General features: G+C 33.6%; 14 protein-coding genes. 2 read left to right on the top strand and 12 right to left on the bottom strand.

All coding sequences use genetic code 11. The features are described 5' to 3' along the window. Positions 1-17: 17 nt before the first annotated feature. Positions 18-2,351, bottom strand: a complete 2,334-nt coding sequence (locus BXU01_RS04030) for a GH92 family glycosyl hydrolase (protein ID WP_083691803.1) — start codon at positions 2,349-2,351, stop codon at positions 18-20. Positions 2,352-2,530: 179 nt separating this feature from the next. Here BXU01_RS04030 and BXU01_RS04035 point away from each other — a divergent pair, with 179 nt between their 5' ends. Continuing rightward, a complete protein-coding gene (locus BXU01_RS04035) occupies positions 2,531-3,154 on the top strand; it encodes a M949_RS01915 family surface polysaccharide biosynthesis protein (protein ID WP_083691879.1) in 624 nt (207 codons plus the stop codon). A 211-nt stretch (positions 3,155-3,365) separates the two neighbouring features. Here BXU01_RS04035 and BXU01_RS04040 read toward each other — a convergent pair whose 3' ends face one another. Continuing rightward, the gene (locus BXU01_RS04040; protein ID WP_083691804.1) at positions 3,366-3,974 is read right to left on the bottom strand and encodes a GNAT family N-acetyltransferase; all 609 of its coding nucleotides are present in this window, start codon (positions 3,972-3,974) and stop codon (positions 3,366-3,368) included. 616 nt (positions 3,975-4,590) lie between these two features. Here BXU01_RS04040 and BXU01_RS23605 point away from each other — a divergent pair. After that, the gene (locus BXU01_RS23605; protein ID WP_165689757.1) at positions 4,591-4,755 is read left to right on the top strand and encodes a hypothetical protein; all 165 of its coding nucleotides are present in this window, start codon (positions 4,591-4,593) and stop codon (positions 4,753-4,755) included. Positions 4,756-4,919: 164 nt separating this feature from the next. Here BXU01_RS23605 and BXU01_RS04050 read toward each other — a convergent pair whose 3' ends face one another. The 10 genes from BXU01_RS04050 to BXU01_RS04095 all read right to left on the bottom strand — a co-directional run bounded on the left by BXU01_RS04050 (position 4,920) and on the right by BXU01_RS04095 (position 14,969). Continuing rightward, entirely contained in the window at positions 4,920-5,276 is a 357-nt protein-coding gene (locus tag BXU01_RS04050) for a hypothetical protein (RefSeq protein WP_083691806.1), read from the bottom strand. Between the two features lie 189 nt (positions 5,277-5,465). Continuing rightward, a complete protein-coding gene (locus BXU01_RS04055; protein WP_083691807.1) occupies positions 5,466-6,644 on the bottom strand; it encodes an AIR synthase related protein in 1,179 nt (392 codons plus the stop codon). A gap of 164 nt (positions 6,645-6,808) precedes the next feature. Beyond that, complete coding sequence (locus BXU01_RS04060) at positions 6,809-8,293, bottom strand: carboxypeptidase regulatory-like domain-containing protein (protein ID WP_083691880.1); 1,485 nt, start codon at positions 8,291-8,293, stop codon at positions 6,809-6,811. Positions 8,294-8,360: 67 nt separating this feature from the next. Then, entirely contained in the window at positions 8,361-9,722 is a 1,362-nt protein-coding gene (locus BXU01_RS04065; RefSeq protein WP_083691808.1) for a CsgG/HfaB family protein, read from the bottom strand. A gap of 1 nt (position 9,723) precedes the next feature. Continuing rightward, the gene (locus tag BXU01_RS04070; protein WP_083691809.1) at positions 9,724-10,128 is read right to left on the bottom strand and encodes a curli production assembly/transport component CsgF; all 405 of its coding nucleotides are present in this window, start codon (positions 10,126-10,128) and stop codon (positions 9,724-9,726) included. A gap of 16 nt (positions 10,129-10,144) precedes the next feature. Continuing rightward, complete coding sequence (locus BXU01_RS04075; RefSeq protein ID WP_055098609.1) at positions 10,145-10,447, bottom strand: CsgE family curli-type amyloid fiber assembly protein; 303 nt, start codon at positions 10,445-10,447, stop codon at positions 10,145-10,147. 23 nt (positions 10,448-10,470) lie between these two features. Then, entirely contained in the window at positions 10,471-10,875 is a 405-nt protein-coding gene (locus tag BXU01_RS04080) for a hypothetical protein (RefSeq protein WP_083691810.1), read from the bottom strand. 9 nt (positions 10,876-10,884) lie between these two features. Beyond that, positions 10,885-11,406, bottom strand: a complete 522-nt coding sequence (locus tag BXU01_RS04085) for a hypothetical protein (protein WP_083691811.1) — start codon at positions 11,404-11,406, stop codon at positions 10,885-10,887. A gap of 69 nt (positions 11,407-11,475) precedes the next feature. Then, the gene (locus tag BXU01_RS04090; protein ID WP_083691812.1) at positions 11,476-12,387 is read right to left on the bottom strand and encodes a hypothetical protein; all 912 of its coding nucleotides are present in this window, start codon (positions 12,385-12,387) and stop codon (positions 11,476-11,478) included. A gap of 392 nt (positions 12,388-12,779) precedes the next feature. Next, complete coding sequence (locus BXU01_RS04095; protein WP_083691813.1) at positions 12,780-14,969, bottom strand: glutamine synthetase III; 2,190 nt, start codon at positions 14,967-14,969, stop codon at positions 12,780-12,782. Positions 14,970-15,093 lie beyond the last annotated feature (124 nt).

The following is a 15,093-nucleotide window of genomic DNA, read 5'->3' on the forward strand; positions in this document are numbered from 1 at the left end:
TCAGGTCTAAAACGAAACTAATTTTGATATTGTTTCTTATTTGGTTTTGCACTCATATAAAAAGTAATTTTTCCGCCATTAATAACATCTGTATGTTTCAAGAAAGGCTTATCTAATTGTTTTCCGTTTAAAAGTACTTTACTCACAAACACATTTTTATCCGATTGATTTACCGTTTCTACTTCGAAACTCTTTCCGTTTTCTAAATTAAAAATTGCTTTTTTAACCAATGGACTTCCTAAAGCGTATTCATCAGAACCGGGTGCTACGGGATAAAATCCTAAACTGCTAAAAATATACCAAGCGCTCATTTGTCCAAAATCATCATTTCCTCCTAAACCGTCAGCACCATTTCTGTACATTTTCTTCAGGATCATTCTGATTTTATCCTGCGCTTTCCAAGGCGAATTTGTCCAGTTGTATAAATACACCACATGATGAGATGGTTCATTTCCGTGAACATAATTCCCAATAATTCCGTCTCTGGTGATATCTTCTGTATTTTCAAAATACTTATCCGGTAAATGCATGCTGAACAATGAATCTAATCTCACATTAAATTTATCGTTTCCGCCCATCATTTTAATCATTTCAGCAGGATCTTGCGGAACATACAAGCTATAATTCCAAGAATTTCCTTCAATAAAACCTTGTCCATGCGTATCTAACGGATCAAATTCTTTTTTGAAAGTTCCATCATTTAATTTCGGACGCATGAAACCTGTTTTGGCATCATATACATTTTTATAATTTTTAGATCTTTCGATAAATTCATTATAAATATCTGTTTTACCTAATTTTTTTGCAGCCTGAGCAATTGCCCAATCATCGTAGGCATATTCCAATGTTTTAGATACTGATGATCCGTTTTTATCTTCAGGAACATAACCTTTAGTCATATAATATTCCAATCCGTCATAATAAGGTACTTTTGCTGTATTTACACAAGCCTGAAGTGCTTTTTCAGGGTCAAAATTACCATTGCCTTTTACAATTGCATCTGCAATCACAGAAACGGAATGATACCCAATCATACACCAATTTTCATTGGCATAATGCGACCATATTGGTAACATTTTATGCACACTTTGATCTGAATGTGCCAGCATCGAACTAATCATATCCGAATTTCTCGCTGGCTGAACCAAATTGAATAAGGGATGTAAAGCTCTGTAAGTATCCCATAAGGAATAACTGGTATAATTTTTAAAGTTTTCGGCCTTGTGAACATTCATGTCCAAGCCTTTATAATTTCCGTCTAAATCCATGTATTCTGTTGGTCCTAAAAAGGCATGATACATTGAAGTATAAAAGTTTACCAGATCTTCTTTTTGAATGGTTTCAACCTGAATTTTATTCAATTCATTATTCCAGACTTCCTGACTTTGTTTTTTTACTTTTTCGAAATCCCAACCCGGAACTTCTTTTTTCATATTTTCAAGTGCACCGGCAGAACTCACAGGTGATAATGCCATTTTTATTTTGATCTTCTCGCCTTCTTCAGTATTAAAATCAAAAAATAACTTCAGGTTTTGACCCGCCATCTCCGGGAAATTCTTTGTCTGGTCAAATCTTCCCCAGAAACCTCTGTATACACTTTTTTCCAATGCTGCTTGACCGTAGCTTTTAATAGGTTTACTAAAAGACATCGCAAAATAAACCGTTCTTGTTCTTGCCCAGCCATTGGTCTGGCGATATCCTGTAATTAAAGTATCGTTCTCAACGCGAACAAATGTCCATACATTTTTTTTATCATAGTTGTAAATTCCTGATGTCAGATCAAGAATTATATGCGATTCGTCAGATTTTGGAAAAGTATATTGATGCATTCCAACGCGGGTTGTTGCAGTAAGCTCCGCTTTAATTTTGTGATCTTCAAGAAATACGCTGTAATATGCCGGTTCTGCTTTTTCGGTCGAATGAGAAAATGCAGATCTATAACCTGATAATGGCTTGGATGCGACTCCCGGATTCAATTGTAATTTTCCTGTTGTTGGCATAATCAAAAAATCACCTAAATCAGAATGTCCTGTTCCGCTAAAATGAGTATGGCTAAAACCTACAATCGTTTTATCTTCGTATTGATATCCTGCACAATATTTATAAACCTCGCCATTATATTTTCCGTTTAAACCATAAGCAATCGTATCTGTTTCCGGACTTAATTGCACACTCCCAAACGGAACTGTTGCGCCAGGATAGGTATGTCCCATTTTTGCAGTACCAATCATTGGATCGACGTACTGAATTAAATTACGTTTTTCGATTACTTTTTTCTGTGCATTAACTGCATAACCAAGCACTAAAAATGATAATCCAAAAAGAAGACTTTTGCCATTTATTCTATTCATCAGGTATTTTTTTAAGCATTATTTTTTTTCTAAAACAGCATTACGCATTTACTAAAACGATTTACCAATTGTTTTAGGTTAGAAAAATACAACAAAAAATGATTTTTAAAAAATATAAATTCTATTCAACTAAAAAGCTTTTAAATATCTTTGATTCTATAAAAATGCAACCTTTACTCATGAAGAATTTTATTTTATTGTTATTGATTTCTTTCTCAACATTTAGTTTTTCACAAAAAACAGAAAGCTATAAATTGACAAAACAAGAAATAACCGAAAGAGAACTGGATCAAGTTTCAGATTTTCCTATTTATAAAGCGTTCGAATGTTCAGATAAAAGTGGCGTGTATGAATTGCTTTTATGCGAAAATCAAAAAAATATTTCTAAAAAAGATACTTTAAATACCAAAATTCAGGCTATTTGCACGATGAATGATCATGGTGGATTTCTTGAAAAATGGCGAATAAATGATTTGCTCGAAAACACGGAACCTAAAGAAACTAATATTTGGTTCTGGACAAAATACTGCAGTAGCAAAGATCTTGACGGCGATGGATATATAGATCCTGTAATTGTTTATGGAACCAGAAATGAAAATGATGAAATAAAACGTGTAAAAATTATTACGGTTTATAAAAACAAAAAATATGCAATTCGTGCCATAGAATGTGATCTTGATGATTGCAGAAGTTTTAAAAAAGATCAAAATTGGAATTCTTTACCTCAAAAAGTAAAAACGTACGTAGATAGTTTAGTTGTAAAAATAAGAAAGGAACAAGATCTTCTTTTGAAAAATGGGTAGGAGTTAAATTTCATTTTTTTTAAATTCCAAATTCAGAACTTGATTAAAATGTGGGGTAAAACTAATTACTTGCCAAGACTGGATTAATCCCGAAGCTTTCGCACAGCTCTACAATATGGTTGGAGCATTTGGCTTTTTTTTTGCTTTGTCTAAACTGGACTAAAGTCCAGCCCTACAATATAGATTGAGCCTTCGGCACTTTTTTTTTAGTTTAAAGCTTTTGTTTTAGATTTTCTTTTACCTCATCAAACCATTCGTTTTTTAGAATGCTTAAAACAATTGAATCGCGACGTACTTCGCTATTTGCTGTTGGCATGTGACTGCGTAAAACGCCTTCGACTTTGCAGCCAATGCTTTTCATGGCAGCAATGCTTCGCTCATTATTATTATCGGCACGAAATTCTACACGCTCCATTCCCAGAGTTTCAAAGGCAAATTGCAGCAATAAAAATTTACAATGTTTGTTAAGTCCGGTTCCTCTAAAAGCAGATCCGTACCAGGTATATCCTAATTGTAATGTTTTATAATCAAGTTGAATATCATAAAATCGGGTTGAACCTGCGTATTTTTGAGATTTTTTATCGAAAACTATAAACGGAAATTCTTTTTTGTTTTCTCGTGCTTTTATTGCCGATTGAATATATTTAATCAAGTTTTGTTTTCCGTCGGCACCAACTAATGAATATTTCCAGGTTTCCGGTTCGTTAATCGAGATTTCTAATAAATTATCGACGTCTGATTCTTGCAACGAACGCAATAAAACCAAATTGTCTTCTAAAATTATAGTATCTGAGAAACTGAAATTTGATGCTGAAGTCATAATTATAAATCTTTATTTATTCTGTAATTTTAAAAAACCTTTCTTTGTAAGATCAGATGAAGTTGTAAAGATATTTGAAAAATTTAAAAAGAAGAAATTACAAAAAATTAATATCCCATTTTAAATTTTTATTTTCCTTTAAAAAATATAAGTTTTTTCTTTCTTTATTTGTATCATTGCAATTATTTTAAACTACAATTTTGAATATTTTATTAGTCGTAGCAATAGCATCAAAAAAGGAATTTGGGGAAACTGTTTGGTACGATTTATTAATCGCACTATTTACAGGAATATTATCTTGTCTAATATTTTACTTAGTACTTCGAATATTTAAGCCCAATATCAAAACTTGCAGTATTATTTGTAAAGAACTTGAATCTCTTTATAATGAAATCATAACAAGATATTACTTTAAATTTATAAACAAAACGTATTCAGATATAGAAAACATATCTATAAGTTTATTACTAATAGAAGACTATATTCATGGAAGCGGCAAAATTTTAGTGGTAAGGAACTAAAGCTTAGAAGATATGATTTTAAAAACATTCCGGGCAAATGGACAAAAAATAAAGAAATTCATAATAACTGTGTTCAAATGCTAATTGATGAAGATTTGGAAGATCTTTGGGATGGCAAGAAAGAATATCTGGAATTACAAATTGATTGTACACATTCTAAGAGCGGAAGAAGACTTGTCCATGTACAAAAGTATACAGATGTAAAAAATACTATCAAAAATGGACGCTTTGATTCAGGAGAAAACTTTAACATTATATAGATTGAAACTACTATTTAAATGAGTAATTTTATAGTTCAAATTAAAAAATTATGAAAAACGACATTATCTGGAAATAGTTGAATATTTAGTACACTATTCCTTCTTGATTATAAAAACAAAAGCCTCTATTAATTAGAGGCTTTTGTTTTAAGTATATAATAAAATTACTCACTCATTTCGTCATAACGTTCCGGAACTTGCGGATCATACAACGGACATTTGAATTCTTCCATGAGTTCAACCAATTTATTCATGGTTTTACCCTCGGTTCCGTAGCAGTCGATTTTGATGCTTTGTGGTGTAGATATTACCTGAAAAGCGCCTTTTCCTGAAGTGTTTTGCCAGCTGTTTTCATCGACTTTTTCCCATTGAGAAAATACCGAAGCGATTCTGTTCATAATTACCTGAACCTGAAGTATTTCAAGACCTTCGACTTCTTCTTTTTCGACAAGGGCTTCGTAAACCTCGTGATGATTTAAGTAAACTTCTTCTAAATATTTCCAAAAAAGTAATTCGTACATAGCCTGGTGTTTTTTAGCCCCGATAGTAGTGAAAATCCTTTAATTTTTTTCTTTAAAAAATTAAAGATTGTAACGGATAGCGGGATTAGCTCCTAAAAAAGCTAATTATTAATAAAAAAGGTTCTGTTGTAAACTCCAGTAAAAAACCTTTGCAACTCAGAACCTTTGAACCTTTGTAACTCAAAAAATTTAATACTCGAATGTTCCGTATTCGCTGGTAATTGTTAATTTCTTAGCATCTGCAGCTTCTACTCTACCTACGATTTGTGCATCGACATTGAATGATTTTGAAATTGCAATAATATCCTGAGCAATATTTTCAGGAACATAAATTTCCATACGGTGACCGCAATTGAAAACCTGATACATCTCTTTCCAATCGGTTTTTGATTGTTCCTGAATTAATTTGAACAATGGCGGAACCGGAAACAAATTGTCTTTTATAATGTGTAAATTCTGAACGAAATGTAAAATTTTAGTTTGTGCACCTCCACTACAATGTACCATTCCGTGAATTTCGTTTGGTGTGTAAGTGTCTAAAATTTTCTTGATAATTGGTGCGTAAGTTCTTGTTGGAGAAAGTACTAACTGACCTGCATTTATTGGACTGTTCTCTACTTCATCAGTAAGATTTACCTGTCCTGAATAAATCAATTCTTCCGGAACAAGTGCATCATAACTCTCTGGATATTTTTTGGCTAAGTATTTCCCAAAAACATCATGACGTGCAGATGTTAATCCGTTGCTTCCCATTCCGCCATTATAGCTTTTTTCGTAAGTTGCCTGACCAAATGAAGTCAGACCAACGATTACGTCTCCTGCTTTTATATTGGCATTATCCACAACATCACTGCGTTTCATGCGAGCGGTTACGGTAGAATCTACTATAATAGTACGAACAACATCCCCAACATCGGCAGTTTCTCCTCCTGTTGAATGAATGGTTACACCAAAAGATTTTAATTCGTTGATTAATTCTTCGGTTCCGTTGATGATGGCCGAAATTACCTCAGCTGGAATTAAGTTTTTATTTCTGCCTATTGTTGATGAAAGCAGGATATTATCTGTTGCTCCAACACATAATAAATCGTCGATATTCATAATTAAAGCATCCTGAGCGATTCCTTTCCAAACTGAAATATCTCCTGTTTCTTTCCAGTACATATACGCTAATGACGATTTTGTACCTGCGCCATCTGCGTGCATTATTAAGCAATAGTCTTCGTCCTGTGTTAAATAATCAGGAACGATTTTACAAAATGCTTGAGGAAATAAACCTTTATCGATGTTTTTTATGGCGTTGTGTACGTCTTCTTTTGATGCCGAAACACCTCTTTGTGCGTACCTTTTGCTTGAATCTGAACTCATGTAACTTAGTTTGTGTTGATGTGGTGCAAAGATAATCCCTTTTTTTAATTCTCACGGTTATACGATTTAAAATTAGAATATTTGATTCACAAAAAAATTCGGCAGGTTTCATAACGCTGCCGAATTTTTAGGGTAATTGGTTTTAAAAAATTTGGTTCCTGAAATTATTCCCAATCTGGCATAACAGTTCCTGAAAACAATACGATTCTTGAATTTATAACGCCTGTAGTTGCTTTTACAGTATTTTTGATCGAAATACCATCATTTGAGGTATTGATAAATATCAGTTCTGACTCGTTTGGAGAATACCGAACATCTAAATCGTTTGTTCCTGAAATTTTATCTGTTACGATTTGTGTCGTAATTCCGGTTGCAAAATTATACTCAAAAATCCTGGAATCTAACTGACGGTAGTTCGAACTTTCATATCCTGAAACATCTCTGGTATACACTATTTTTTGTGCGGTGATAGAAAAGTTTAATCCACCAACTGCTCCATTTATACCGGAAAGAATGGTAGCTGTTACTGCTCCGGAAGTATCAATAACATAAATCTCAACATTATAACCATTTGCATCATTTACTTTTAAGGCAATTTTAGATCCATCAGCACTCCAGTCACATTCTGATATAAATTTGCCGTTTGGTGTTTGAAATATTTTCGTCAAACCACTTCCGTCACTGTTGATTTTATACAATTTATCAAAATTAGGATAAATAAGTTCACTTCCTGAAGCATTCCAGGAATACCCGATATAATCTGAATTGAAACCGGCAACAGGTACAGAACTTGTGACCTTTTTGATACCAGTTCCGTCAAAATTCATCGTATAAAGATCATTTTGAGAACCATTTGTTCCTATAAAAGCAATTTTCTTAGCTTGATTATTTCTTCGTGGACGCCAGTAATTTTTATCTGAACTGGTTAATTGATATTGTTTTCCGGCATCATCAGCTGTAAAAATCACATTATTATCATTTATGTTTTTCACAAATAAATATCGTGTTGCAGGAAAAGCAAGTGTCGTAAATGTATTTACTGTGCTTAAAACAGGCGTATTTACACCATCTGTTACTTCAATTTGCCAATAATACTTTGTTCCGTATATTAAGTCTGTCAATGTTAGTTTAGTTTCTTTTATGGGTTCATAAACTTTCACTTCGCTATTGTTACTATTTCTAAGCGTGATTTTAAAAACCAGTTCATCTTTATCAGGATCTGTATCTGTCCAGGTTAAATCCAGAGATACTGCCTGAGCTGTGCTATTATCAATTGGACTTACTAATACGGGAACTGTTGGCGGTTTATTATTGGCTGTGGCTTTTTTGAGTTCAAAAACAACTTCAGAGGTGTTGTTTCCGGTAAGTGTAACGGCTTCAAATTTTGCAACAAAACCATCTTTCTGAGCCTGAAAAGAATATTCACCTGCTTTTACGTTCGAAACGGTAAATTTACCTTCGGCATCTGTAAAAACTGTACTTGTAGTTGGGCTGGAAAGTATTTTAACGTTTTCCATAGGTTCAAAAGTATCTGCATTGACGACTCTTCCGGTAACGGTACCAAATTCATATTCTCCTATTTTTTCTTCGCTGCAGGAAACCAAAAACAATAAAAAAAGTACACTTGCTATTTTGTATAAATACTTCATTTTTAATTTGTTTTTAAATTTAAACTTCATCTTTATATCTTCGGTATTGCATTTTTTTACGATTGTACTATTTTTTCTTTTTTGCGAAATAATAAGTAAGTCCCAATCCAAATTTGTAATAATAATCATCCCGCGTTCCCGCTTTTATATAATCGACATTATCACTGAAATTAATATTTTGTTCTGCAAATAATTTTATTCCAATTCTGTCAGAAACCAAATATTCAAGTCCTAAACCGTATTGAATCTTACTATATGTATTCTCGAATTTTTTGTTTGTCGCATATCCTCCGCCTCCATATATATAAGGTGTAAACTTGTCTTTGGGAAGTAAAAGCCATTCGAAATTAAGATCGTACGTAATATATCCCACGTCGAGCAAATTTTTATTCGCAAGGTTTACCACATTTGTAGAGGCACTGATATTAAAACCGGGTGTTATAAAAAATTTCAAGGCGCCACGGCCAAAAGGTCTCAAAAGCGGATCTTGATAATCGCCGTCCATTAACGTTGCTCCTCCGGAGATTTCGATGGCAAACTTACTTCTTCGGTTTTCTAATTCTCTCCCGTAAAGTGCTGTTACATCTGCAGTTTTTGTTTCTTCGTCATACGCTTTCAATACATTATCAACTTCCCATTTTGGTGCATCAGCTTCCCATATATTATCTTTTATTCCTTCAAGAACCAGAGATTCAACGGCTTTTTCTATCGCTTCGGTTACTGCCATATGCACGGGTTCATTTGTAGTATATCCGGTTTCAACTTCTAATAATCTTTTAAAGTTTACATATCTGAATAAACTTTGATCAATTGCCTGAGATAAAATAGTTTTAGAGACATAAACTGATTTTAGAATTTTTCCGTTTGATGTCGAAATCATTCTCAGATAAATCGTAACACGGTCCTGACGGTATTTTACAGAAGCGCCTGCACCAAAATACCGTGCACCAAAACCTCCTGTTATTATATTAGAATCATATGAAACTATTCCGCCCTCTAGTAAAACTCCGGCATATAATAAGGGCGTTAACTGAGGTTCGTTAGGATTGGCATTTTTTACATATTCCTGACGTGTGGCTCTAATAAGATTTCGTTCCTGAAGTAAATTTCCAATATTTTCACGCTCAATAGGCACAAACCATTTAGAATCTTCCAGGGCTTTTATCAAGATAGAAGTTGCTCCCTGAGTTACGGCTGTACTAAAGCTGCTTCCGTTTTCCTGTGGTTTATATTGCCCTGTCTGGTCTCTGAATTTATAGACACCAACGACAACGGGTTCCTTCGGTTTTGGCAAATCTTTTAATAAGGAAGTCGCAGGAGTACCTTCTCCTAAAACTGCTTTTTGAACTCCGGTTGGCTGATTGTAATAAGCTCCACAACCCGAAAAAAGAAATCCTGATAAAATAAGTAAGTAGTGATGTAATCTCATATCATTGATTTGGGATGATTACTTGAGTTTGTTCTCCGGTATTGGTATCTAATATATTTAATGTGAGTCCGTCTGAAGATGGATAAACATCTACAGAATAACTCCCAAAGGTGTAAGAACCTTGCTTAATACCATCAGTACCAAATTGCTGTTTGTAGAGTGAGCTTGAAATCTGACTTAACAATTGAGCGTTTAAATTGGCTTTAAATCGTTCCAGATCAGTTTGCTGCTTTGTTTCGGTTGTTTTATCCTTCTGCTTATTCTGAGCTTCGGCACTGCTCAAAAGCCATTGATAATTAAAGGTATCTCCTCCAAAAGCTGGATTTACAGGTTTATAAACTAAAGCCTGAGCGTTTATAAACGGAGACACAAGTAGAAATACTACCAGGATTATAATAAATTTCATGTCGCTAATAATAAAATTAATACTGAGTGAAATATTTTCGCTGCTTTTCTTTTTCTTTAAAATAAGTAAAGGTGGCATTTACAGATTCCTCTGCAACGGCATCCAGAAACTCGTCATCCGGTCTGGCTAGAAACTCATAGATAACTTCATTGTCTATGGTTATTGTAATAGCTGTATTTCTTGCGAAACTATATTCTTCACCTATTGTTACTATTTTTTCAGCATTTATTCCAATATCATTGTATTTGTAATAATATCGATCATAAAAATCTTTACCAATTTTGGTTTTGGTATCGTCTGTAATAATTCCTCTTAACATAAAACCGTCAACAGGAAGTACTATTACATTGTCTTTTTTTTTTCCTCGCCCAGAACCACACGGTCTTTTGCTATTATTTGTTTGTCTTCATCATAAAACAATAATAAAACGATTACCTCATCATCTTCAGACAGGTTAATTTGAGAAGTCGATAACTTTTGCAGTTCGTTTGGCTGAAGTGTAAAAACGCCAATCTGGTCGTTATTAGACTCATTATTACTTTTAGTATTGTTTTTTATAACAGACATTCTGTAGCCTGCACTTCTAATAACATCTGTAAGATTCTCTGCAGTACCGGTAATTTTTACGTTTCCTTCAATTTTTTCAATTTCAAGTTTCGCCTTTATTTTATCCTGAGGCACCTGACCATATATTGTGGCAGTAAAAATTAGAAATATCAAAATAATATGTCGGTTTATATAACGCATGTTTCAAGTTTAGTTGTTGATAAGAATTATCGAAGCTCCATTGCCTGTTTGTGTAATTCTCATATTTTTTGACAGCGAATTGGTTCCAATATTCTGAATCTTCTGATTGTCTCCTTTTTGAATCATTTCCATATTTACATTATAATTGGTATATAATGTAAAATCAGAAATTTTGTTGTTATTGCCTTTCTGAACAATATTTTGTGTAATTGTTTTAGCATTTTTATCTAAAAACAATTGATTGTAATCTCCTTTTTGATCTACGGCAATTTTAGTTTCATTTGATTTTAAAACTGCTGTTACTTGGTTTAAATCTCCTATTTGCTGTATCTGAATACCGGACGGGATTTTAAGATTTAAATCCTTTTGTTCTTTTTTATCCATTAAGGAAACGATACTTAAAGCCACTTGTTTTGAATTAAACAGCGAGGAGCTATAATTTTTAAAATCTGAATTATCATCTTTTTCCTGTGCATAAAAAACGGATGAAAAGAGAAAAACAACTACAATATTTAAAATGAAATTCTTCATCTTGATCTCTTTAGATTAAAAAAATGAGATAGTCACGTTGTACGACTATCTCATTTGTATTTTTAAGCATTAGTTACTTTGTGCTACAGTAGATAAGTTCAATGTACCTTGTTGAATTACTACACTTGCATTACCTGCAAAACTAGATGGGAATGTAGAATTTTGTGTTGCATAAGATTTGTTTCCAGTTCCTTCCTGCAATACATTTTCAAGATTTTTAATGCCTGTTTGTGTAACATTAGCAATATTGTTATCACCATATTGATAATGGTTTGACACATTTTTATTGGCAGAAGAAGCCAGTACTGATGCATTCTGAACCTGGCTGGAACTGTTATTATAACCTCCCTGACTTGTGTAAGCTTCATTATAATTCCCTGTTTGGGTTTGAGTAGCTTCATTGCTTCCGTGAGGTTTTGCCGGAATTGAGGTTGTTAAAGGCAGCATTCCTGTAAAAACGGAAGCGCTTGCAACAGGATTTCCTGAAGTTCCCTGATCAACAGTGGCTTTATTATGATTTCCGGTTTGTGTTTGGGTGGCAACATCCTCACCTATTAAATTACCTGAAAAACCTAATCCGTAAGCAATATTGGTTTCGTCTTGCCAGATTGTAGCCTCATTTTCATTCCCTACCTGAGTTTGATAAGCTTTGTTTCTCCAGTTATTTTGAGAAATAAAAGCTTTATTCAATTTACCATCCTGAGATACCTGAGCTAAATTGTCATGCGAAATATTCCCTATCAATGGTAATGTAATTTGACCCGGATTTACACCTTGGTACACATCTGCTTCATTTTTGAAATTTTTCTGGATAACACTTGATTTCTGACTTGTCCCAATTTGGTTAACATACGCATCCTGAGTTGATCCGGTTTGATTAACATAACTGCTATTAGGGCTGTAAGTTCCCGGTAAAACCTGCGCAAAGGCTGCGACTCCCACAAAAAGCATCGCTGAGATGCTTAAAATTACTTTTTTCATAATAGATATATTTAATTGGTTATTAATACAACTTATTATGTAGGTAAGGAGGATTTGGGGAAATCGCGCTATCAAAATCGTCATTCGAAAATAAAATCAGAACGATTATTTTCTTTCTTCATGATCAAAATTAGAAAACTTATCGAAAATCAAATCAAGTATAAACAGCTATTTTTCAATAGATTAATAACTTTTCGATGAAGTGTAAAACTATCTCGATGAACTGCGGAAATCTTTAAAAATATAAGTAGGAAATTACTTTGTTATTGTATTTTATTCATATTTAACCTGTTAGATATGACAAAAACAACGCTGATTGTATATTATTTTAGCATTAAAACAAAAATAGCCCACCTTAATTGGTGGGCTTTGCTATAATTGTTGCTTACGTATTACTTGGTAAATAGTAATTCTCTGTATTTAGTCAATGTCCAGCTTTCGTCATCTACTAATAGTTCCAGTTTATCGCAATGGTTACGAATATCCTCAAAATAAGGTTTTACTTTATTACAATAATCCTCTGCCATTTTTTGGGCATCTGTCAAATGATTCGCTGATCTTCTTTCATTAGTCATTGCTAATACTTTAGAATTGATTCCTTCTATATGACCGGAAATTTCCTTTATAAGAACAATTTGTTCTTTGGCAATAGTTTCAAATTCTTTTCCGAAGATTTCTTTTAGACCTTTTACATTTTCTATTAAAGTATTTTGATAACGAATTGCTGTAGGAATAACGTGGTTTCTTGCGATATCTCCCAAAACTCTTCCTTCGATCTGGATTTTCTTTGTGTATTCTTCTAATTCTATTTCGTAACGCGCTTCAGCTTCAACATGGTTAAGAATCCCTAATTCAGAGAATAAGTCTAATGCTTGCTTAGAAACTTTGGCTTTAATTGCTTCCGGCGTAGTTTTAAAATTACTTAAACCTCTTTTTGCTGCTTCTTTCTCCCAGGCTTCGCTATATCCGTCACCTTCAAAAAGTATTTTTTTAGATTGTTTAATATATTCTCTTAAAACATTAAAAATAGCATCATCTTTTTTCATGTCTTTTGAGTCAATCAAAGTATCAACTTCTGTTTTAAAATCCTTTAATTGTTTTGCGACAATAGCATTCAAAGTAGTCATTGCATTCGAACAGTTTGCATTTGAACCTACTGCTCTAAACTCAAATTTATTTCCTGTAAAAGCAAAAGGCGATGTTCTGTTTCGATCTGTGTTGTCTAAAAGAACGTCTGGAATTTTACCTACTACATTTAGTTTTAGATCTGTTTTTTCTTCAGGAGATAATTTTCCTGTTGTAACACTTTCTAACTCTGATAAGACTTTTGTTAATTGTGCCCCAATAAAAACAGAGATAATTGCAGGCGGCGCTTCATTTGCCCCTAACCTGTGATCATTACTTGCCGTTGCAATAGAAGCTCTTAATAAAGTCTCATTATCATTTACTGCTTTTATGGTATTAATAAAGAAAGTCAGGAACTGTAAATTACTCATAGGAGTTTTACTCGGACTCAATAAATTAACTCCGGTATCTGTTGCTAACGACCAGTTATTGTGTTTTCCTGAACCGTTTACACCTTTGAATGGTTTTTCGTGAAATAAAACTTTAAAATCATGACGCTCAGCAACTCTTTGCATTACATCCATCAATAAGGAGTTATGATCTACGGCAAGATTTGTCTCTTCGAAAATTGGTGCCAACTCAAATTGATTTGGTGCCACTTCGTTATGACGCGTTTTTACCGGAATTCCTAACAACATACATTCTTGCTCTAAATCTCTCATATACGTTAAGGCACGCGTTGGGATTGAACCAAAATAATGATCGTCAAGTTGTTGTCCTTTTGCAGAGGTGTGTCCTAATAAGGTTCTTCCGGTCATCATTAAGTCCGGACGTGAGTTTGCAAGTGCTTTATCAATTAAAAAATATTCCTGCTCCCAACCTAAGGTTGCGGTTACTTTTTTTACATTTTTATCAAAATATTTACATACTTCTGTCGCTGCTTCATCCATTGCGGACAATGCTCTTAATAACGGAATTTTATTATCTAAAGCTTCTCCCGTATAGGCGATAAAAACAGTTGGAATACATAAAGTTGTTCCATATATAAATGCCGGAGAAGTTGGGTCCCAAGCAGTATATCCTCTGGCTTCGAATGTATTTCTGATTCCGCCGTTCGGGAAACTTGATGCATCCGGTTCTTGCTGTACCAATTGTGCTCCGCCAAATTTTTCTACAGGATCGCTTCCGTCATATGATGTTTCAAAAAAAGCATCGTGTTTTTCTGCTGTTGTTCCTGTAAGAGGCTGAAACCAGTGCGTGTAATGCGTAACCCCTTTTGATAATGCCCATTCCTTCATTCCCATGGCAATATAATCTGCCAGTTTTCTGTCTATTTTAGTTCCGTGCTGAATCGCATCTCTAACTCCCTTTAAAGCATCAGAAGTCAAAAACTGCTTCATTGCTTTTTCATTAAACACATTTGCACCAAAAAGGTTAGACTTTCTGTCTATTTCTTCAAAATGTACCGGCTTTCTTGTAGAAGCTTCTTTTAAAGCTTGGAAACGTAATGTTGACATGTATATTAAGTTTAAAATTTGTAATCATTTTTACTAAAAAAAGAAGAACAAATATAAACAATAAAATAGCCTGTTTTAAAGATAAATTCCGGATTTTTATTCGCTGATTTTTCAACGTTCGCGC

Source organism: [Flexibacter] sp. ATCC 35103, assembly GCF_001975985.1.
GTDB lineage: Bacteria > Bacteroidota > Bacteroidia > Flavobacteriales > Flavobacteriaceae > Flavobacterium.